Raw genomic sequence first — 21,833 nt, forward strand, 5'->3', positions numbered from 1 at the left:
ACGCTGCGGGGGTGAAAAACAGCCAATTAACCGTGACGACGTTCGAAGTCGATCATGAAATCAGTCAGGGCTTTAACGCCTTCCAGCGGCATCGCGTTATAGATAGAGGCACGCATACCGCCTACCACACGGTGACCTTTCAGCGCATGCAGACCCGCCGCGAAGGACTCTTCCAGGAACACGTTATCCAGGTTGTTGTCCGCCAGCTGGAACGGCACGTTCATGCGCGAACGGTTAGTTTTGGCGACATCGTTACGGTAGAAATCGCTCTTGTCGATCACGCCGTACAGCAGTTCAGCTTTTTGCTGATTGATCTTGTCCATCTGCGCCACGCCGCCTTTTTGCTTCAGCCATTTGAAGACCAGGCCGGAGAGATACCAGGCGAACGTTGGTGGAGTGTTGAACATGGAATCGTTGTCGTTCAGGACGGTGTAATCCAGAATTGACGGGCAAGACTTATGGGCTTTCCCCAGCAGGTCTTCACGCACGATAACGATAGTCAGACCCGCAGGACCGATGTTTTTCTGGGCACCCGCGTAGATGACGCCGTAGCGGCTGACGTCCAGCGGCGTGGACAGAATGGTGGAGGAGAAGTCCGCCGTCACAATGACATTTTCGCCAAAGTCTGGCTCTTCGTGAATAGCGATACCGTCGATGGTTTCGTTCGGGCAGTAATGAAGATACGCGGCGTTGTCAGAAAGCTGCCACTCACTCATCGGCTTCACGGCGCGCATACCGTCAACGGTCACTTTGGCATCGATAACGTTCGGCGTGCAATATTTGTGCGCTTCTTTTACCGCACTGGCCGCCCAGTAGCCGGCATCAACGTAATCAGCGGTGGATTTGTCGCCCAGTAGATTGAGCGGAATACCCGCAAACTGACCGCGTCCACCGCCGTGACAGAACAATACTTTGTAGTTCGAGGGAATGTTCAGCAGATCGCGAAAATCCTTTTCTGCCTCTTCCGCCACCTGAATAAACGCTTTACCCCGGTGGCTAACTTCCATCACCGACGTACCCAGACCGTTCCAGTCACACAGCTCCTGTTGAGCCTGTTTGAGCACGTCTGCCGGTAACATTGCCGGACCTGAACTGAAATTAAAGACTTGAGCCATTTCCCCTCACCACGCTAAAAGCCATAAGTTATAACTGTGGATATCGGTTTTATCATTCAGTGACACGCGCCGCAATGTCTAAAACTTATGGCCGAAGAAATGTGCCCCTCGTCACACAAAACAATCTGCCGTACCGTTGTCGCAAAACCGACAAAATCGCTGTCAGGTAATGCGTTTAGCCCGGCTAACCTTCGTCCATTCTGGATTTGTACAGCGAGGGCATAATTGATGATCGCCCGCCTGCATGACCACCACGTGGCTGCATTTTATGCAAGCATACTGGCCCGCATCAGGGACGGTTTTGTATCGCTCGATAAGCATATCCGGCAGTATGCACAGGCCGGGCTTGACCTCATCGTCAGGATAGTAATAAACGCTGATTTGACCGTTCGTTTCCATAATCGCCAGACGCACCTGCCCCAGTTGTTCAACGCTGCTTATACGTAGCTCCATAAAGAACTCAAACTCCGTCATATTGGCGCTTTGCACATTCTCCCAGGCCAGTTGACCATCTTCGACAATCACCACCGGTTTTCCTTCGAACAGATCTTCCAGTTTTTCACTTTTCGACATCAGCCACATGACCAGCCGGTACAGCAGCGCAAGCGTCACGAAGACGATAAAAACCGGCACCATCGGCACATCGTCATAAAAGGCAACGTCCCCTGCCGCCGAACCCAGCGTCAGGATAATCAGCACTTCAAACAGTGACATCTGCCGCACGCCGCGACGTCCGGTGATTTTCAGAAACAGGAAGACGAGTACAAAGGTGTACAGGCTACGCAACGCCACTTCGCCTAAAAACTCAGGTGGGACTTTATCAAACGCCATCCGCTGGAGATCAAATGCTTTCATTTTTTCATGCCTTAACAGTAGGTTACTGCATATAAGCATAGCCCAGCCATTTATTTTCGCCGGAGATAGCACCCGTCACGCAAAACCCGTATCATTGCGCGCTTTACGTACGATAAAAGTGAACGCCATGACTCAAACGTTTATCCCCGGCAAAGACGCCGCTCTGGAAGATTCCATCGCTCGCTTCCAGCAGAAACTGACCGACCTGGGCTTTAATATCGAAGAAGCCTCCTGGCTGAATCCGGTGCCTCACGTCTGGTCCGTGCATATTCGCGACAAAGACTGTGCGCTGTGCTTCACCAACGGCAAAGGCGCGACCAAAAAAGCGGCACTGGCCTCTGCGCTGGGTGAGTATTTTGAGCGTCTGTCCACCAACTATTTCTTCGCCGACTTCTGGCTGGGTGAAACGATTGCCAACGGCCCGTTCGTTCACTATCCGAACGAAAAATGGTTCCCGCTACCCGAAGACGACGAACTGCCGGAAGGCATTCTCGATGCCCGCCTGCGCGCGTTCTACGATCCGGAAAACGAACTGACCGCCAGCATGCTGATCGACCTGCAATCCGGCAATGAGGATCGTGGTATCTGCGCCCTGCCGTTCACCCGTCAGTCTGACGAGCAGACCGTTTACATTCCAATGAACATCGTTGGCAATCTGTATGTGTCTAACGGTATGTCTGCCGGTAACACCCGTAACGAAGCGCGTGTACAGGGGTTGTCTGAAGTTTTCGAGCGTCACATCAAAAACCGTATTATTGCTGAATCCATCAGCCTGCCGGAGATCCCGGCTGACGTGCTGGCGCGCTACCCGGGCGTGGTGGAATCCATCGCCAAACTGGAAGCGGAAGGTTTCCCAATCTTTGCTTATGACGGCTCTCTGGGCGGCAAATATCCGGTTATCTGCGTGGTACTGTTTAACCCGGCAAATGGCACCTGCTTCGCCTCTTTCGGCGCGCACCCGGACTTCGGCGTGGCGCTGGAGCGTACCGTGACCGAACTGCTGCAAGGTCGTAGCCTGAAAGATCTCGACGTATTCACCCCGCCAACCTTTGATGATGAAGAAGTCGCCGAGCACACCAACCTCGAAACGCACTTCATCGACTCCAGCGGTTTGATCTCCTGGGATATGTTCAAACAGGACGCAGACTATCCGTTCGTGGACTGGAGCTTTGCCGGTACGACGGAAGAAGAGTTCGCCACCCTGATGGCGATCTTCAACGCGGAAGATCAGGAAGTCTATATTGCCGACTATGAACACCTCGGCGTTTATGCGTGCCGTATTATTGTGCCGGGTATGTCGGACATCTATCCGGCAGAAGATCTGTGGCTGGCGAACAACAGCATGGGCGCGCATCTGCGTGAAACCCTGCTGGCCCTGCCGGGCAGCGAGTGGGATAAAGAAGATTATCTGAACCTGATCGCCCAACTGGACGAAGAAGGACACGATGATTTCACCCGCGTACGCGAACTGCTGGGTCTGGCAACCGGAAAAGATAACGGCTGGTACACGCTGCGCATCGGCGAGCTAAAAGCGATGCTGGCGCTGGCGGGCGGCGATCTGGATCAGGCTTTGGCCTGGACCGAGTGGACGATGGAGTTTAACCAGTCCGTCTTCTCCGCCGAGCGCACTAACTATTACCGTTGCCTGCAAACGCTGCTCCTGCTTTCTCAGGAAGACGACCGCGAGCCATTGCAGTATCTGAACGCCTTCGTCCGCATGTACGGTGCAGATGCCGTTGAAGCTGCCAGCGCTGCGCTGAGCGGTGAAGAACCGTTCTATGGCCTGCAAGCGGTTGACAGCGATCTGAAAGCCTTCCCGGCGCATCAGTCACTGCTGAATGCGTATGAAAAATTGCAGAAGGCTAAAGCCGCTTACTGGTCAAAATAAGCGCATATAACATTAATGGCTGTAGGCGTATTCAATCGCCTGAGCTATATTACGGGGCAATTTCATTGCCCCTTTTTTTTATTTTTCCGCAATGACGTTTAATTGTAATAATTAAGTTAACCACGGGTAAATATAAAAACGCTTACCTGGGCTTTACTGTTACTAATTCTAATAAATACTCCATTTTAATTAACTGTTCCACGGGAGGCTGAAGGAAAAAATTCAACTCTTTTCATAACTTTTAAAATTTATTTTTATACGGATAATCAAATACTTACTCCGCTTTTGCTGTAAAACCATACACACTGCGGGCCTATAAGCCAGGCGAGATATGATCTATATCAATTTCTCTTCTATAATGCTTTGTTAGTATCTCGTCGCCGACTTAATAAAGAGAGAGTTAGTGTGAAAGCTGACAACCCTTTTGATCTATTACTCCCCGCTGCGATGGCGAAAGTTGCCGAAGAAGCGGGTGTCTACAAAGCAACGAAACATCCGATGACGACGTTCTTTCTGGCCATTACGGCTGGGGTGTTCATCTCCATCGCTTTCGTCTTCTATATCACAGCCACCACCGGCACTGCCGGGATGCCTTTCGGCATAGCGAAACTGATTGGTGGTATTTGCTTCTCACTGGGTCTGATCCTCTGCGTCATCTGCGGCGCCGACCTCTTCACCTCAACGGTGCTGATTGTTGTGGCAAAAGCCAGCGGAAGAATTACCTGGGGTCAACTGGGGCGCAACTGGCTCAACGTCTACGTTGGCAACCTGATTGGCTGTCTGCTCTTTGTTCTGTTGATGTGGCTTTCTGGCGAGTACATGACCGCCAACGGCGGCTGGGGGCTTAACGTCCTGCAAACCGCCGACCACAAAATGCACCATACATTTATCGAAGCCGTTGCTCTCGGCATCCTTGCAAACCTGATGGTCTGCCTGGCGGTCTGGATGAGCTACTCTGGTCGTAGCCTGATGGATAAAGCCATGATTATGGTTCTGCCGGTTGCGATGTTTGTTGCCAGCGGCTTTGAGCACAGTATTGCGAATATGTTCATGATCCCGATGGGGATTGTTATCCGCAACTTTGCAAGCCCGGAGTTCTGGACTGCTGTTGGTTCAACCCCGGAAAGTTTTTCACACCTGACTATTATGAATTTCATTACTGATAACCTGATCCCCGTCACTATCGGGAACATTATCGGTGGGGGTCTGTTAGTTGGGTTGACATACTGGGTCATTTACCTGCGTGGCGGCGATCATCATTAATGGTTGTCTCAGGCAGTAAATAAAAAATCCACTTAAGAAGGTAGGTGTTACATGTCCGAGCTTAATGAAAAGTTAGCCACAGCCTGGGAAGGTTTTACGAAAGGTGACTGGCAGAATGAAGTCAACGTCCGTGACTTCATTCAGAAAAACTATACCCCGTATGAAGGTGACGAATCCTTCCTGGCTGGTGCGACTGATGCAACCACCAAGCTGTGGGACAGCGTAATGGAAGGCGTTAAACTGGAAAACCGCACTCACGCGCCAGTTGATTTTGACACCTCCGTTGCTTCTACCATCACTTCTCACGATGCTGGCTACATCAACAAAGCCCTTGAGAAAATCGTTGGTCTCCAGACTGAAGCACCACTGAAACGCGCAATCATCCCGTTCGGTGGCATTAAAATGGTTGAAGGTTCCTGCAAAGCGTATAACCGCGAGCTGGACCCAATGCTGAAAAAAATCTTCACCGAATACCGTAAAACCCATAACCAGGGTGTATTCGATGTTTACACCAAAGACATTCTGAACTGCCGTAAATCTGGCGTTCTGACCGGTCTGCCAGATGCCTATGGCCGTGGCCGTATCATCGGTGACTACCGTCGCGTTGCGCTGTACGGTATCGACTTCCTGATGAAAGACAAATACGCGCAGTTCGTCTCTCTCCAGTCTGACCTGGAAAACGGCGTAAACCTGGAAGCGACTATCCGTCTGCGTGAAGAGATTGCTGAACAGCACCGTGCGCTGGGTCAGATCAAAGAGATGGCGGCTAAATACGGCTGTGATATCTCTGGTCCTGCAACCAACGCTCAGGAAGCTATCCAGTGGACCTACTTCGGCTACCTGGCCGCGGTTAAGTCTCAGAACGGTGCAGCAATGTCCTTCGGCCGCGTATCTACCTTCCTGGATGCGTATATCGAACGCGATATCAAAGCAGGCAAAATCACCGAACAAGACGCTCAGGAAATGATTGACCACCTGGTCATGAAACTGCGTATGGTTCGCTTCCTGCGTACTCCAGAATATGATGAGCTGTTCTCTGGTGACCCAATCTGGGCAACCGAATCTATCGGCGGTATGGGCGTAGATGGCCGTACGCTGGTAACCAAAAACAGCTTCCGCTTCCTGAACACCCTGTACACCATGGGTCCTTCTCCGGAGCCGAACATCACCGTTCTGTGGTCTGAAAAACTGCCACTGAACTTCAAGAAATTCGCCGCTAAAGTGTCCATCGACACCTCTTCTCTGCAATACGAGAACGATGACCTGATGCGTCCGGACTTCAACAACGACGACTACGCTATCGCGTGCTGCGTAAGCCCAATGGTTGTTGGTAAGCAAATGCAGTTCTTCGGTGCGCGTGCAAACCTGGCGAAAACCATGCTGTACGCAATCAACGGCGGCGTTGACGAAAAACTGAAAATGCAGGTTGGTCCTAAGTCTGAACCGATCAAAGGCGACCTTCTGAACTTCGACGAAGTGATGGAGCGCATGGATCACTTCATGGACTGGCTGGCTAAGCAGTATGTCACTGCGCTGAACGTCATCCACTACATGCACGACAAGTACAGCTACGAAGCCTCTCTGATGGCGCTGCACGACCGTGACGTCGTTCGCACCATGGCGTGTGGTATCGCAGGTCTGTCCGTTGCGGCTGACTCCCTGTCTGCAATCAAATATGCGAAAGTTAAACCAATTCGTGACGAAGATGGTCTGGCTATCGACTTCGAAATCGAAGGCGAATATCCGCAGTTTGGTAACAACGACGCTCGCGTTGATGACATGGCGGTTGACCTGGTAGAACGTTTCATGAAGAAAATTCAGAAACTCACTACCTATCGTAACGCTATCCCGACTCAGTCTGTTCTGACCATCACCTCTAACGTTGTGTATGGTAAGAAAACCGGTAACACCCCAGACGGTCGTCGTGCTGGCGCGCCATTCGGCCCAGGTGCTAACCCAATGCACGGTCGTGACCAGAAAGGTGCGGTTGCCTCTCTGACCTCCGTTGCTAAACTGCCGTTTGCATACGCGAAAGATGGTATCTCTTACACCTTCTCTATCGTGCCAAACGCGCTGGGTAAAGACGACGAAGTGCGTAAAACTAACCTCGCGGGTCTGATGGATGGTTACTTCCACCACGAAGCGTCCATCGAAGGTGGTCAGCACCTGAACGTGAACGTGATGAACCGTGAAATGCTGCTCGACGCGATGGAACATCCTGAGAAGTATCCTCAGCTGACCATCCGCGTATCTGGCTACGCAGTACGTTTTAACTCCCTGACGAAAGAACAGCAGCAGGACGTTATCACCCGTACTTTCACTCAGTCCATGTAAGTGGAATTGACTGAAATCACGCGTTAAAAAGCGTACAATAAAGGCTCCACGCAAGTGGGGCCTTTTTAACACCCTCGCTTCATCAGTCTCTTTTGTCCGCTATCTATACTTAATGGATAACAGCCAAAACAGACTCGACATAGCCTTTGAGCTGTGCATCTACATAGGCCCCCGGATGGGCCAAATTCGGAGATATCACCGCAATGTCAATTATTGGTCGCATTCACTCCTTTGAATCCTGTGGCACCGTCGATGGCCCGGGGATCCGCTTTATCACTTTCTTCCAGGGCTGCCTGATGCGCTGCCTGTACTGCCATAACCGTGACACCTGGGACACCCATGGCGGTAAAGAAGTCACCGTTGAAGATCTGATGAAAGAGGTGGTGACCTATCGCCACTTCATGAACGCGTCCGGTGGTGGCGTGACGGCATCCGGCGGTGAAGCTATTCTTCAGGCTGAATTTGTGCGCGACTGGTTCCGCGCCTGCCATAAAGAAGGTATTCATACCTGCCTCGACACCAACGGCTTTGTGCGCCGTTACGATCCGGTTATTGATGAACTGCTTGAAGTGACCGATCTGGTGATGCTCGATCTCAAGCAGATGAACGATGAGATCCACCAGAATCTGGTTGGCGTCTCAAACCACCGTACGCTGGAATTTGCCAAATACATTGCCAACAAAGGCGTCAAGACCTGGATCCGCTACGTGGTGGTACCGGGCTGGTCAGATGATGATGATTCTGCACATCGTCTGGGCGAATTTACCCGGGATATGGGTAACGTGGAGAAAATTGAACTCCTGCCCTATCACGAGCTGGGTAAACACAAATGGGTGGCAATGGGTGAAGAGTACAAGCTCGATGGCGTGAAGCCGCCGAAAAAAGAGACGATGGAGCGCGTCAAAGGTATTCTTGAGCAGTATGGCCACAAGGTCATGTATTAACGAAAAGGCCCGGTGAAAACCGGGCCTTTTTATATTCTATTTAAAGACGCCGTTAATCACGGAAGTCACAATCGCGGTACTCAGCGCAATTAAGACCAGGTCGTCACCCACCACGCGCCATTCATAGCCCGGATAAGAAGGAAGCTGACCCAGCATATCGGCTGGCACGGTTTTCTTCGCAATGCCCGGAGGCAGTGGCTTACCGCGCGCCAGGTTTTTCGCAATACCCGGAGGCAGAGAGTCGTAGCCCGTTAAGCCGTAATTCAGTGCCAGATGGCGGGCATGATCGAAGCTCACGCGGACGTCAACATCATGACCAACATCGTTGCTGTTTTTAAAGCTCTTATCCGATTTTCCTGGATTATCCTGGCCGGTATTGTGCTTATTACCATGGTTACCAGCGTTCCCGTTACCATGATTGCCGCTATTACCTTGTCCGCCACCGTTTCCGTGGCCACCGCCATTCCCGTTTCCAGGATTAGCCATGGCCGGAGCCGTTGCAAACGTTAAAGCCAACACTACGGCAAGTGCGGTAGTGGAAAAACGACGAGTAGACATGATTGCTGCCTTTTAGTGGTAGAACTCATTTGAATTATCGCCAGGCAGTAAAAACTCACAATAAGTAAAAGTCTTATATGTGACAGGGACAAAAAAGCCTGTCATCGACAGGCTTTTATTTAATCAGGCATGTGCCACTGGCGTTGGGTGCTCGCCCACTTTGCGCAGCAACATTAACAGATAAATAAACGATACGCTGGCGATCATGATAAACAGCAGATTATCAGAGTAATTTTGCATGAGCATAGCGGTAAAAGTCGGCCCCAGTAAACTGCCGATGGTGTAACTCAGCAACAATGCCTGGTTCATCGCCACCAGCTGGTGATGCTCAACTTTCTCACAGGCCCAGGCCATCGCGACCGGATAGAGCGTAAAACCCGCAGCCCCCAGAATGAACAGCGCAGGCGCCATCGCGGCGTTGCTGAGCATGGCGAGACAGCCCATGATGACCACGAAAACCTGGACGCGCAGCACCAGCAGACGACCAAAGCGGTCCGCCAGGCGGCCAATCGGCCACTGGCCGACAATCCCCGCGCTGACCATCACCGCCATCCAGAAACCGATCCCGGAATCGCTGACGCCCTGATGGTTGAGATAAAGCGGCATCAGGCCATAGAGCGACCCCAGCACAATCCCGGAAATAATACAGCCGTTAATCCCCAGGCGCGCATGGCGCAGTCTCAGCATCGGCCAAACGTGCGTGGCCTCCTGATGCTCACTGCTCTGGTTCACGATACGGGTAAAGAGCAGCGGCAGAATTGCGGCCAGCACCATCCCTGTTACCCATGGCAGAACGCTCATCAGGTCGGTTGGGAATTTGCTGACCATCAGTTGTCCCAGAACGGTACCGACGTAGTAAACCATCATATAAGCCGCCAGCAGACGCCCGCGATTACGGGACGTGCCGCTGCACATCAGCGCACTTTCAACCACCACCCAGATCATGGCGCAGCCAACGCCCGCAATAAAGCGCCAGACCATCCAGCTCCAGAAGCCGACCATCAGTCCTAAACCGGCGCATCCGACGGCAAAGATCAGTGACGCCAGATAATAGCTGCGGTTAAAACCAAAGCGCTTAATAAGGCTGCCCGTTAATAAGGTGCCCAGCAGATTGCCCGTAAAAAAGGACGAGCTAACCATACCCACCTGCCAGGTTGGTAAGTTTTCATGGGCGAGCCATAGCGGGACGAGTGTGTTCAACACCGCGATCGCCAGGGTCAGCAAAAGCAGGCCACAGAGCAACAAAAGCACCGGGCGGGTATAGGTGGTCATGGATTAAAAACCGTGAGGAAGTTCAGATTTCGTGCGCATCATGCCACTGGCAAAAACAAAGTCAATCCACCGATTCAGGCGTCACGCACGATATGCGCCTTGTCGATTTAAAAAACTCATCCTGCTAATGCAAAGCCTGCTACCAATATTAATTATCTATTTGTTTTTATTTATTTCCGGGAATTTTTACAACGAAACATCAGTCGAAAAATTTCATGAATGAAAAAAGAAAAGCCGGGCACTATGTCCCGGCTTTTTATAACAAAATCTAAAATTAGCTGGCGACAGCCATACCGACCGTCATATGCAGACCGTAAAATACGCCGCGACCAATTAACTCCCCTGCCAACACCAGCACAAAGGCCAGTGACAGCAACGGTAGCGCAGGCGCGTAACCTTTAAGCTGAGGGGCAATCCAGCACACCAGCGCCGCCGTCAGCAGCACCACACGCCAGGCCATCAGAGAACCGTAATCCGGTACCAGCGCCGAAGCCTGTTGGATAGAGCTGTGAATCGTCGCCAGCTCCGCTCCCTGCATAAGCGCTACAACGGTACTGATGACCAGTGCCAGCAGCGAGACCGCGGGCAGCAGGCGCATCGCCCAACCATTAATGCCAGCTACACGCAGAAGCAGATAACCCAGCAGCGGCCCGCCAATAAACATGGTCAGGAAGAAGCTCATCGGCGTCCAGACGCTGTACCAGGTCGGAACGGTATCAATGGTGTTGTACACCCGGACCATCATCCAGACAAAGACAACGCCCAGTACCATGGTGACGATGAGCCACAACGCACGTAACCCTGACGGCAGCTTTTTCAGCGCTGCCAGTAACCACCCCAGCCCGCCAACTGCAAAGAAGATTGCGCCGCTGGCAATCTCGTTACTCAGCGAAGAGGCACCTACGCGGTTCAGGGAGTTAAACGCGCGCATCGGTGAGCCCAGGTGCAACGTAGAGGCGATAAACCCAATCCCCATCAACACCCACAGGCCAAACATGCTCAACACTAAACGCTGCTGCTGTTCAGCATTGAGGTTCCCTTTTAACAGCGCCAGCGCAAGGACGATAAACCCGCCTGCAACACACTGCCCAAAGACCGTGAAGATCATAAGCGGCCATTCATGCCATCCACTTCCCATCTCACACCTCCTTCGGGTTTGCCAGGTAGCCGGTGGTGTCACCCGTCGGACGGCTGTTGGCGTTAGGTTTAATCACAATACTCGGCTTCGTGAAGTGCGCAGACGGCAGCGGCGCGACCGCAGCAAGCTGACCGTGTTTTTTACGCAGCTCTTCAATCGGGCCAAAGTCCAGCGCGCAGCGGGCAGGACTCGACGCAGATGGGCTTTTTGCCGTCCGCCACGCGGCTGTGGCAGCCGTCGCACTTGGTCATGTGGCCTTTAGCCGCGTTATACTGCGGCGCACCGTACGGGCAGGCCATGTGGCAGTAGCGACAGCCAATGCAGACATCCTCGTCCACCACCACAAAACCGTCGTCGCGCTTGTGCATTGCCCCGCTCGGGCAGACCTTGGTGCAGGCCGGATCTTCGCAGTGGTTGCAGGCAATCGACAGGTAATAGGCGAAGACATTCTGATGCCAGACGCCGTTATCCTCCTGCCAGTCGCCGCCCGCGTATTCATAAATACGACGGAAGCTGACGTCCGGGGTCAGGTCTTTATAATCCTTGCAGGCCAGCTCGCAGGTTTTACACCCGGTGCAGCGGCTGGAATCAATAAAAAATCCATACTAGGTTGTCATCGGTTACTCCTTACGCCTTTTCAACCTGAACGAGGTTTGTGTGGGATGGGTTGCCCTTCGCCAGCGGCGATGGACGCTGCGTAGTGAGAACGTTGATGCAGCCCGCCTGATCGATACGGTTCGCATCCGGGTTATACCAGGCCCCTTCCCCCAGCGCGACAACGCCAGGCATCATGCGCGGAGTCACTTTAGCTTCGATATGCACTTCGCCACGTCCGTTGAAGATACGTACGCGATCGCCATTACTGATGCCGCGCGCTTTCGCATCCATCGGGTTGATCCACATCTCCTGTCGGCAGGCCGCTTTCAGAACGTCAACGTTGCCGTAGGTGGAGTGAACACGCGCTTTGTAGTGGAAACCGGTTAACTGAAGTGGGAATTTCTCCGTCAGCGGATCGTTGTAGTTTTCGAAGCCAGGCGTATAGATCGGCAGCGGATCGATAACGTCCCCTTCCGGCAATTCCCACGTGGCGGCAATTTTTGCCAGCTCTTCGGAGTAGATCTCGATTTTGCCCGACGGCGTGGTCAGCGGATTGGCCTGCGGATCGTCGCGGAAGGCTTTATACGCCACGTGATGCCCTTCCGGATCGCGCTGCTTGTACATGCCCTGCTTGCGGAAGGTATCGAAGTCCGGCAGGTCTGGAATGGCTTTGCGTGAGAGCTCGTGCAGATGGCGCATCCACTCTTCCTGAGTACGCCCCTCTGTGAACTGCTGCTCAACGCCAAGACGTTTCGCCAGCTCGGACGTCATCTCATAGATAGTTTTGCACTCGAAGCGCGGTTTGATGGCCTGGTCTGTGAAGATCACATAGGACATGTTGCCGCAGGAGGCGTCCAGCGCGAAATCCATCTGCTCAGACGCGGTGCAGTCTGGGAGCAGAATATCGGCATACTTCGCCGATGAGGTCATGTGGCAGTCGATCACCACAATCATTTCGCACTTCTTGTCGTCCTGCAAAATTTCGTGGGTGCGGTTGATCTCTGAGTGCTGGTTGATCAGGCAGTTACCGGCATAGTTCCAGATCATTTTGATCGGCACATCCAGCTTATCTTTGCCCCGAACACCGTCGCGTAGCGCGGTCATTTCCGGGCCGCGCTCGATCGCGTCCGTCCACATAAACATGGAGATGCTGGTCTGAACCGGGTTATCCAGCGTTGGCATACGTTCAAACGGTACTTCATACGAGCCTTCACGCGCCCCGCTATTACCGCCGTGAATGCCGACGTTGCCAGTCAGAATCGAGAGCATAGAAATAGCGCGGGTGGCAATTTCGCCGTTCGCGTGACGCTGCGGTCCCCAGCCCTGGCTGATATAAGCCGGTTTTGCTGAACCAATTTCACGGGCCAGTTGAACAATACGTTCGACTGGAATGCCGGTGATGGTAGATGCCCACTCAGGGGTTTTCGCTACCCCGTCGCTGCCCTGACCAAGAATATACGCTTTGTAATGCCCGTTAGCCGGTGCGCTGGCTGGCAGCGTCTTCTCGTCATAGCCGACGCAGTATTTATCAAGGAACGGCTGATCGACGAGGTTTTCAGTGATCATCACATACGCCAGCGCATTGACCAGCGCCGCATCGGTACCAGGGCGGATAGGGATCCACTCGTCTTCTCGCCCCGCGCCGGTATCGGTGTAGCGCGGATCGACGATGATCATACGTGCGTTGGATTTGGCGCGCGCCTGCTCAAGATAATAGGTTACCCCACCGCCGCTCATACGCGTTTCGCCCGGGTTGTTGCCGAACAATACCACCAGCTTGCTGTTTTCTATATCCGACGGGCTGTTACCGTCTGCCCAGCCGCCATAGGTGTAGTTCAGGCCCGCGGCAATCTGTGCGGAAGAGTAGTCGCCATAATGGTTGAGATAGCCGCCGCAGCAGTTCATCAGGCGCGCTACCAGCGTTTTACCCGGCGGCCAGGAGCGGGTCATGGTGCCGCCCAGCGTCCCGGTGCCATAGTTCAGGTAGATGGATTCGTTGCCGTATTCTTTGATCAGGCGCTGCATGTTGGTCGCGATAATATCGTAGGCTTCGTCCCAGCTAATGCGCTCGAACTTCCCTTCCCCACGCTTACCGACACGCTTCATCGGATATTTCAGACGATCCGGGTTATAAACGCGACGGCGCATTGAGCGGCCACGCAGACAGGCACGAACCTGGTGTAACCCTTCGTAGTTATCATCGCCGGTATTGTCGGTTTCAACGTATTTGATTTCACCGTCCACAACATGCATACGCAGGGGACAACGGCTACCACAGTTAACGGTACAGGCACTCCACACCACTTTTTCCGGGGCTGAAGCGGGAGACAGAGCCTCCGCCGCCGACGCCAGACGGGTAAAAGGAAGCGTAAAGGCGCTGCTGGCAACCGCCAGACCACCTATTGCCGTGGTTTTCATCAACCCACGGCGAGTGACCTCGGCAGCCATTAACGCTTCAGGCGCTTTGATTTTCATAAAGACTCACTTTGGTTGCTCACAAAGAAAAGAGAGGCGGCGCATACCGCTATGTAGTTTTATATATAACGAATTCCTTCGTTACAGGTGTTTTATGCTAACTTTCGTTCGGAAGAGTATTACTACTTTAGAGGGAGGGAATATTGCGTCGTATCAAATCAAAGATATAAAAAAAGCGCCCTGAGGCGCTTTTTTGTTTTGCAGCAAAATATTAGCCGATGAACTGCTGGCCTTTCATGTAAGGACGCAGCACCTCAGGGATCTCAATACGACCATCTGCCTGCTGGTAGTTCTCCAGCACGGCAACCAGCGTACGGCCAACCGCCAGACCAGAACCGTTCAGGGTATGAACCAGACGGGTCTTCTTGTCGGACTTGCTGCGGCAACGCGCCTGCATACGACGCGCCTGGAAATCCCAGACGTTAGAGCAAGAGGAGATTTCACGGTAGGTGTTTTGCGCAGGCACCCAGACTTCGAGGTCGAAGGTTTTGCAGGCGCCGAAGCCCATGTCACCAGTGCACAGCGCCATACGGCGGTATGGCAGCCCCAGCAGCTCCAGCACTTTCTCTGCGTGACCTGTCATCTCTTCCAGCGCGTCCATAGACTCTTCCGGACGAACGATCTGCACCATCTCAACTTTATCGAACTGGTGCATACGGATCAGACCGCGCGTATCACGACCGTAAGAACCGGCTTCAGAACGGAAACATGGAGAGTGCGCAGTCAGTTTGATTGGCAGATCGTCTTCGTCGATGATCTCATCACGCACGAGGTTGGTCAGCGGCACTTCCGCGGTTGGGATCAGCGCGTAGTTGCTGCTGTCAGCTTCTTCGTCCAGCGGACGGGTATGGAACAGATCGCCGGCAAATTTCGGCAGCTGGCCTGTACCGTACAGCGTATCGTGGTTAACCAGATACGGAACGTAGGTTTCGCTGTAGCCATGCTGCTCGGTGTGCAGATCCAGCATAAACTGCGCCAGCGCGCGGTGCAGGTGAGCAATCTGACCTTTCATTACCACGAAGCGAGAACCGGTCAGCTTAACCGCAGCCGCAAAGTCCAGGCCCGCGTGCATTTCGCCCAGCGTCACGTGATCGCGCACCTCGAAGTCAAACTCGCGAGGCGTACCCCAGCGTTTCACTTCAACGTTGTCGTTTTCGTCTTTGCCGACAGGGACGCTGTCGTCAGGAATGTTCGGGATCGCCAGAGCGATATCACGAATTTCAGCCTGAAGAACGTCCAGTTCAGCTTTCGCCTGATCCAGCTCTTCACCCAGTTTGTTCACTTCCAGGCGTAATGGCTCAATATCTTCCCCGCGCGCTTTCGCCTGGCCAATGGATTTCGATCGAGAATTACGCTCTGCCTGCAGATTTTCTGTTTGTACCTGCAAAACTTTACGACGCTCTTCAAGAGCGCGCAGCTTATCTACATCCAGCTTAAAGCCCCGGCGTGCCAGTTTTTCAGCGACTGCGTCTGGCTCATTACGCAGCAGATTGGGATCGAGCATGCTTATCCTGTGCTTATCGAATTAAAAGAGGAAAAAGTGACCACAGCCTGCGGCCACAGAGATATATTGCCAACATTACCGCAACGATTGAACTAACGGTAGCGTTTTATAGGGCTATTTTGATCCTGTCCGGCAAGCCAGGCGAGCTTTTCGCCAATCTTACCCTCAAGACCTCTATTTGTGGGGTGATAATAGCGGGTTTGTGCCATCTCCTGCGGGAAATACTCCTCGCCGGCGGCGTAGGCGTTGGGTTCGTCATGGGCGTAGCGATACTCCTGCCCGTAACCCATCTCTTTCATCAATTTGGTTGGCGCATTGCGCAGATGAACCGGCACATCGTAGTCCGGACGTTCACGTGCATCCGACATCGCCGCTTTGAAGGCGGTATACACCGCGTTACTTTTCGGTGCGCAAGCCAGATAGACAATTGCCTGCGCAATGGCACGCTCGCCCTCCGCAGGCCCGACGCGGGTAAAGCAGTCCCAGGCGGAAATAGCGACCTGCATGGCGCGTGGATCGGCATTACCGACATCTTCTGACGCAATCGCCAGGCAGCGACGCGCGACATATAACGGATCGCCACCGGCGGTGATGATACGCGCATACCAGTAGAGCGCCGCATCCGGAGCGCTGCCGCGCACGGACTTGTGTAATGCAGAGATGAGGTCGTAAAAACGATCGCCTTTATTATCGAAGCGCGCGCTGCGCTCACCGGCAATTTCGGTGAGCAGTTCAGGCTTTAATACGCGCTTGCCCGCATCGTCCACTTCGGCCATATCGGCCATCATTTCGAGCGTGTTCAACGCACGACGGGCATCACCGTTAACCAGTTCGGCGATAGCAAGACGCGTCTCGTCCGGCAGAACGATATCCTGCCCGCCGTAACCACGCGCGTTGTCCTCCATCGCCTGCGTCAGAACTTTTTCGATATCTTCCGTGGTCAGCGATTTAAGCAGATACACGCGCGCCCGGGAGAGCAGCGCAGAGTTCAGTTCAAACGACGGGTTTTCCGTGGTGGCGCCGATAAAGAAAATCGTACCGTCTTCAATGTGCGGCAGAAAGGCGTCCTGCTGGCTCTTGTTGAAGCGGTGAACTTCGTCGACAAACAGAATGGTGCGACGTCCGGCATTGCGGTTTTGTCGCGCCCGCTCGATCGCCTCGCGGATCTCTTTCACCCCCGACGTGACCGCCGAGATGCGCTCAACGTCCGCGCTGGCATAGCGGGCAATCACTTCAGCGAGCGTGGTTTTTCCAGTGCCGGGTGGCCCCCAGAGGATCATGGAGTGCAGATGCCCCGCCTCAATAGCGCGCGGCAAGGGTTTCCCCGCAGCCAGCAGATGTTGCTGACCGATGTACTGCGCTAAATTTTCTGGCCGCATACGGGCGGCCAGAGGTTGAAACGCATTATCTGAAAAATCGAGCGACAGGTTGCTCACTCATACCTCTTACTTATTGCGTTGGTCGTCCACCGTTACGCCCTGCGGCGGGGTAAAGGTGAATTTCGATGCATCAATGGCGCCGTTTTGCTGAGACTTCAACTGATAGCTGCTGCGCTGATCGTCCTGCTCAACCGCGCCGAACTGATTGATGGTACCGTTGCTGCTCACGTTAATGGTGAACTGCTTCAGATTACCGTTGCTGCCTTTTGGCGTCAGGACGAACTCATCACCGTTTTGTTTGATGTTGTACTGCTGCCAGTCGCTGGACTGGTTACGGGCAATGAGCATAAACGGCGTATTGCTGGTCGCGTCTTTGAGCCAGGTGGCGGTCGCCTGCTCAACAAACGGATTGTAGAACCACAGGGTTTTACCGTCAGACACCAGAACGCTTTCATCCGGCTGGGTCATGTGCCAGTTGAACAGATTTGGGCGTTTTACCCACAAATCTCCCTGGCCTTCCTGCACCGCGTTGCCGCTGCCGTCAGTCACTTTTTGCGTGAAGCTGGCGTGGAAACTGCTCACTTTATCCAGTCGGCTTTTAAGGTCGCTGGCTGCATCAGCCCAGACGCTGCTGGCAACAAAACTGGAGAGTAATGCACAGGCGATGGCGATTTTTTTCATTGTTATTCCTTAAAATACGTCTTCCCGATATGGGGGTTCCGTTTCTATTCTGTACCTGCCCGAAGGCAGGCGACAGAAGAATATGCTTAATTTTTGCTGATTTACCCTTCTTTGCAATCGCTGAAGATTACTCAAAAGGCGGTGGCGCCAGCACCTCACGGTTACCGTTGTGCCCCTGTTCGCTCACGATGCCCTGGGCTTCCATCTGCTCAATGATACGCGCCGCGCGGTTGTAACCGATACGGAACTGGCGCTGCACGCCGGAGATGGACGCTTTGCGTTTTTCGGTGACGAAATTAACCGCCTGGTCGAATAACGGATCCAGCTCTTCGCCGCCGTCAAAACCACCGCCGCCACCTTCGTTTTCGCTGTCAGAGGTGATGCCGTCAACATATTGCGGTCGCCCGCGCGCTTTCCAGTCCTGCACAACCGCGTGCACTTCCTGGTCGCGAACAAACGCACCGTGAACACGCACCGGCGAGGTGGAGTTCGGCCCGGAATAGAGCATATCACCCATCCCCAGCAGCGACTCTGCTCCGCCCTGGTCAAGGATAGTACGGGAGTCAATTTTACTCGACACGGTAAACGCGATACGGGTCGGGATGTTTGCCTTAATAAGACCGGTGATTACATCCACGGACGGACGCTGCGTTGCCAGTACCAGGTGGATGCCCGCCGCACGCGCTTTCTGTGCCAGACGCGCAATCAGCTCTTCCACTTTCTTGCCAACGGTCATCATCAGGTCGGCAAATTCATCCACCAGCACCACGATGTAAGGCAGTTTTTCCAGCACCGGATGCTGGGCATCCATGCTGTCACCCGGCTTCCAGTATGGGTCCGGAATCGGACGGCCCATACGCGCCGCCTCGGCGATTTTCTCGTTATAACCGGCCAGGTTACGCACGCCCAGCGCCGACATCAGCTTGTAGCGACGCTCCATTTCATTGACGCTCCAGCGTAATGCGTTGGCGGCGTCCTTCATGTCGGTAACCACTTCCGTTAACAGATGCGGAATGCCTTCGTAGACGGACAGTTCGAGCATTTTTGGGTCGATCATGATGAAACGCACGTCTTCAGGCTGCGCTTTGTAGAGCATACTGAGGATCATGGCGTTCACCCCGACCGATTTACCGGAGCCGGTAGTACCCGCAACCAGCAGGTGCGGCATCTTCGCGAGATCGGCAACCACCGGATCGCCGGCGATATCTTTACCCAACACCACGGTCAGCGGGGACGGGTTGTCGCGGAATTTGGTGTTATCCAGAACTTCACGCAGATAAACGGTCTGGCGTTTCTTGTTTGGCAGCTCAAGGCCAACGTAAGGCTTGCCTGGGATCACTTCCACCACGCGTACCGCCACGGTGGACAGAGAACGCGCCAGGTCGCGGGAGAGGTTAGAAATACGCGCCGCTTTTACGCCCGGTGCCAGGTTCAGTTCGAAACGGGTGATCACCGGGCCCGGTGAGTAGTTCACCACGTCCGCTTTAATGCGGAAGTCAGCCAGACGCGCTTCCACCAGACGGGCCATCTGCTCAAGGGCAAAGGTATCCACCGGCTCGACTTCCGCTGGCGGTGGCGTTAACAGATCCAGCGACGGCAGCGGCGTACTTGGTCGTTGCAGCGGTCGGCTGTCTCCGTTACGCATCAGCAGCGGGTGAATCAGGCTCTCCTGCGGCTGTGGTGCTGGCTGCTGGAACTGTGGCTGAGGCGGTGGAGAAGGTGTCTGCGGCTGCGCATACGCCTGCGGCGCCGGCTGTTGCGGCTGCACGTAAGCCTGTGGTGCAGGCGGCTGACGCACCGGCTCCGCTTCCGGCATTACGCTCGGCGTGAACAGCGGTTCGCTTGGGCCATCATCCACCAGATCTTTCATTGGTGAGAATTCGAAATCCGACAGCGAGAACGGGTTTGCCCCCGAAGGTTGCTCACCGGAATAACGCTGCTGCTGCGTTGCTGCAAACTGGCGCGCCAGCTCCGCTTCGGCCGCATCATCCTCGTCCTGCTGTGAAGGCACGTGATGCTGTGAAGGCACGTCATGCTGATACTCTTCGCCGTAACGCTGATTCTGCTGGGCAGCAAACTGACGCGCCAGCTCATCCTGATGCAGTTCGTCGGCATCATCTTCGTAGTCGGACTCACGGGCTTTTTCTTCCGCCATACGCTGGGAAGGCAGTTTAATGCCATAAGAGGCCAGCTCCCGGCGAGTCGGTACGCGCACGCGGTTAGGGCGCGGCAGCTGTGGACCAATGCCCTCTTTCACCTGAGGACGCGGGGCGCTGTCGGCTGCCGGGCTGAATAGCGGAGCGGACGCGGCAGCGGCTGCCGTTGCCTGCTTCACGGCTTCTGCACCCGACGCAACGGCTGGCGTAGGTTCTACAGGTGGAACGCTGACCGAAGGCGCTTTTGCAACAGGCTCCTGCACCGGCTCGGGCACGGGCTGATACCAGGCGGCAAGCTGCTCGCGCTCACGGGCGCGGCGCTCTTCCACTTCTTCAAAATAGTATAATGGCGGACGGGATGGCTTCGCTTCCTCCACCACTTCGGGTTCAGACACCGGTGCAACGTATGGCTGTTCAGGTACAGCGGGTTCGGGCGTATAAGCCTGATACGGTTGTTGCGGCACGCTGGCAGGCTCAGGCGGCTGATACGGTTGCTGCCACTGTTCCTGCTGCACAGGAATATAACTTTCAGGCTCCGGCGCAATGGTCGGTTCAGGCGTATGGACGCCTGGCGCAGTCTGCCAGTCTACCTGCGGTTGCTGGATCGCGGACTCCGGTGCCGGAACAGGCGAGGACGGCATCACGGCTTCAACAGGCGCAACATGGGCCTGCGCAGCCGTCGTTGCGGCAGCAGCAGCGGCTACCGGTTCAGTCACGGAGTGGCCATTCAGCAGCGGATCGTATTCGTCATACTCTCCCGGCGTGGCTCGATGGCCAGAGAACAGTACGTCATCAGGGTCGACGGCCGCACCGCGATACTCAATCTGCTCGTCTTCATCCATACGTTTGCCGGAGAACAGCGCGGCATCCGTTTTACGGCCTAACGGGTTAGCAAATTTTTCAGCGACGCGCTGGCGGCGCGCCAGAGCACCGCGCAGAATACGCGCGCGGCGAGATTCACGCCGCTGTACAGGCGCCTCGTCTTCCTCTTCGTACTCATCTTCATACTCGTCTTCATCGACCCACGTATCGTCACGACGGGTACGGTTGCTGGCGAACGTCAGCAGCGTCAGAATAAAGCTGCCGATCTTCTCAGCAATGCTCACCCAGGACCAGCCGGTAAACAGCGTCAGGCCCGCCGCCCAGATACAGAGCAGCGCCAGCGTGCCGCCGCTGCTATGAAGCATCGGTTGCAGCGCGGAGCTCAACAGGCTGCCGATCACCCCGCCGGAGGCGAAGTACCAGATATCATCAGCGTTGATCGCCGCCAGCCCACAGGAGGTGAGGATCAGCGCCAGGGCGCCAATCAGGCGCAGCGAAACGGCAAAATAATCGATGTAGTCGTCGTTCTGTCGATGACGCCAGGCAAACCAGCATCCGCCAATAATGATGACGGGAAGGGTATAAGCCATCACTCCGAAAATGAAAAAGAGCGTGTCCGCAAGCCAGGCACCGGGAACGCCACCTAAGTTATGAATAGGCTCATGCCATGCGGTTTGCGACCAGCTGGGATCTGAGGGGTTGAAACTGAGTAAGGCGGCCATCAGCCAGACGGCAAAAAGGGCAATAACAATCAGTAACGCCTCGAGGAGACGACGTCCGCTGCTTAGCTTAGATAATGTGACTTCTTTGTCTTCAGTGTATTCCTGGCTCAAGAAAGGCTCTCCAGGTATC

The 21,833-nt window shown here is 54.3% G+C and carries 14 protein-coding genes and 1 pseudogene; 4 read left to right on the forward strand and 11 right to left on the reverse strand.

The window, feature by feature from the left end; genetic code table 11:
- Positions 1-26 precede the first annotated feature (26 nt).
- Positions 27-1,115, reverse strand: a complete 1,089-nt coding sequence (gene serC / locus SK51_RS19000) for a 3-phosphoserine/phosphohydroxythreonine transaminase (RefSeq protein ID WP_022647627.1) — start codon at positions 1,113-1,115, stop codon at positions 27-29.
- A 162-nt stretch (positions 1,116-1,277) separates the two neighbouring features.
- Positions 1,278-1,970 carry a DUF421 domain-containing protein gene (locus tag SK51_RS19005; RefSeq protein WP_023299721.1) on the reverse strand — a complete coding sequence of 231 codons (693 nt, stop codon included), beginning with the start codon at positions 1,968-1,970 and terminating at the stop codon, positions 1,278-1,280.
- Positions 1,971-2,097: 127 nt separating this feature from the next.
- On the opposite strand from SK51_RS19005, the gene ycaO reads away from it, so the two are divergent.
- The 4 genes from ycaO to pflA all read left to right on the forward strand — a co-directional run bounded on the left by ycaO (position 2,098) and on the right by pflA (position 8,399).
- A complete protein-coding gene (gene ycaO, locus SK51_RS19010) occupies positions 2,098-3,858 on the forward strand; it encodes a 30S ribosomal protein S12 methylthiotransferase accessory factor YcaO (protein WP_022647625.1) in 1,761 nt (586 codons plus the stop codon).
- A 405-nt stretch (positions 3,859-4,263) separates the two neighbouring features.
- Entirely contained in the window at positions 4,264-5,121 is an 858-nt protein-coding gene (gene focA / locus SK51_RS19015) for a formate transporter FocA (protein ID WP_017384832.1), read from the forward strand.
- A gap of 51 nt (positions 5,122-5,172) precedes the next feature.
- A complete protein-coding gene (gene pflB, locus SK51_RS19020; protein WP_022647624.1) occupies positions 5,173-7,455 on the forward strand; it encodes a formate C-acetyltransferase in 2,283 nt (760 codons plus the stop codon).
- A gap of 203 nt (positions 7,456-7,658) precedes the next feature.
- Positions 7,659-8,399, forward strand: coding sequence for a pyruvate formate lyase 1-activating protein (pflA, locus tag SK51_RS19025; RefSeq protein WP_003858250.1), 741 nt, complete (start codon positions 7,659-7,661; stop codon positions 8,397-8,399).
- A 36-nt stretch (positions 8,400-8,435) separates the two neighbouring features.
- Here the strand turns inward: pflA and SK51_RS19030 are convergent, their stop codons facing one another.
- The 9 genes and pseudogenes from SK51_RS19030 to SK51_RS19070 form a co-directional block, all read right to left on the reverse strand.
- Positions 8,436-8,957, reverse strand: coding sequence for an anti-virulence regulator CigR family protein (locus SK51_RS19030; RefSeq protein ID WP_022647623.1), 522 nt, complete (start codon positions 8,955-8,957; stop codon positions 8,436-8,438).
- A gap of 123 nt (positions 8,958-9,080) precedes the next feature.
- Complete coding sequence (locus SK51_RS19035) at positions 9,081-10,229, reverse strand: MFS transporter (protein WP_023305804.1); 1,149 nt, start codon at positions 10,227-10,229, stop codon at positions 9,081-9,083.
- A 274-nt stretch (positions 10,230-10,503) separates the two neighbouring features.
- Entirely contained in the window at positions 10,504-11,367 is an 864-nt protein-coding gene (locus SK51_RS19040; protein WP_023299719.1) for a dimethyl sulfoxide reductase anchor subunit family protein, read from the reverse strand.
- A 1-nt stretch (position 11,368) separates the two neighbouring features.
- Positions 11,369-11,960: pseudogene (locus tag SK51_RS19045) on the reverse strand (DMSO/selenate family reductase complex B subunit).
- A gap of 34 nt (positions 11,961-11,994) precedes the next feature.
- Positions 11,995-14,439 carry a dimethylsulfoxide reductase subunit A gene (dmsA, locus tag SK51_RS19050; RefSeq protein ID WP_023299718.1) on the reverse strand — a complete coding sequence of 815 codons (2,445 nt, stop codon included), beginning with the start codon at positions 14,437-14,439 and terminating at the stop codon, positions 11,995-11,997.
- A 211-nt stretch (positions 14,440-14,650) separates the two neighbouring features.
- Positions 14,651-15,943 carry a serine--tRNA ligase gene (gene serS / locus SK51_RS19055; RefSeq protein WP_003858266.1) on the reverse strand — a complete coding sequence of 431 codons (1,293 nt, stop codon included), beginning with the start codon at positions 15,941-15,943 and terminating at the stop codon, positions 14,651-14,653.
- Positions 15,944-16,035: 92 nt separating this feature from the next.
- Positions 16,036-17,379, reverse strand: coding sequence for a replication-associated recombination protein RarA (rarA, locus tag SK51_RS19060; protein WP_023305801.1), 1,344 nt, complete (start codon positions 17,377-17,379; stop codon positions 16,036-16,038).
- A 9-nt stretch (positions 17,380-17,388) separates the two neighbouring features.
- On the reverse strand, positions 17,389-18,003 hold the full coding sequence (gene lolA, locus SK51_RS19065; protein ID WP_022647618.1) for an outer membrane lipoprotein periplasmic chaperone LolA: 615 nt from the start codon (positions 18,001-18,003) through the stop codon (positions 17,389-17,391).
- 127 nt (positions 18,004-18,130) lie between these two features.
- Positions 18,131-21,814, reverse strand: a complete 3,684-nt coding sequence (locus SK51_RS19070; RefSeq protein ID WP_023305800.1) for a DNA translocase FtsK 4TM domain-containing protein — start codon at positions 21,812-21,814, stop codon at positions 18,131-18,133.
- Positions 21,815-21,833 lie beyond the last annotated feature (19 nt).

The sequence above is a fragment of the Enterobacter sp. MGH85 genome (assembly GCF_001037655.1).
GTDB classification, from domain to species: Bacteria; Pseudomonadota; Gammaproteobacteria; order Enterobacterales; family Enterobacteriaceae; genus Enterobacter; species Enterobacter intestinihominis.

Bases quoted from the DNA above. Each gene is read 5' to 3' on its own strand.
- pflB (WP_022647624.1), top strand. From the start codon at position 5,173: ATGTCCGAGCTTAATGAAAAGTTAGCCACAGCCTGGGAAGGTTTTACG.
- dmsA (WP_023299718.1), bottom strand. From the start codon at position 14,439: ATGAAAATCAAAGCGCCTGAAGCGTTAATGGCTGCCGAGGTCACTCGC.
- SK51_RS19030 (WP_022647623.1), bottom strand. From the start codon at position 8,957: ATGTCTACTCGTCGTTTTTCCACTACCGCACTTGCCGTAGTGTTGGCT.
- SK51_RS19035 (WP_023305804.1), bottom strand. From the start codon at position 10,229: ATGACCACCTATACCCGCCCGGTGCTTTTGTTGCTCTGTGGCCTGCTT.
- SK51_RS19040 (WP_023299719.1), bottom strand. From the start codon at position 11,367: ATGGGAAGTGGATGGCATGAATGGCCGCTTATGATCTTCACGGTCTTT.
- ycaO (WP_022647625.1), top strand. From the start codon at position 2,098: ATGACTCAAACGTTTATCCCCGGCAAAGACGCCGCTCTGGAAGATTCC.
- SK51_RS19005 (WP_023299721.1), bottom strand. From the start codon at position 1,970: ATGAAAGCATTTGATCTCCAGCGGATGGCGTTTGATAAAGTCCCACCT.
- lolA (WP_022647618.1), bottom strand. From the start codon at position 18,003: ATGAAAAAAATCGCCATCGCCTGTGCATTACTCTCCAGTTTTGTTGCC.
- pflA (WP_003858250.1), top strand. From the start codon at position 7,659: ATGTCAATTATTGGTCGCATTCACTCCTTTGAATCCTGTGGCACCGTC.
- serS (WP_003858266.1), bottom strand. From the start codon at position 15,943: ATGCTCGATCCCAATCTGCTGCGTAATGAGCCAGACGCAGTCGCTGAA.
- serC (WP_022647627.1), bottom strand. From the start codon at position 1,115: ATGGCTCAAGTCTTTAATTTCAGTTCAGGTCCGGCAATGTTACCGGCA.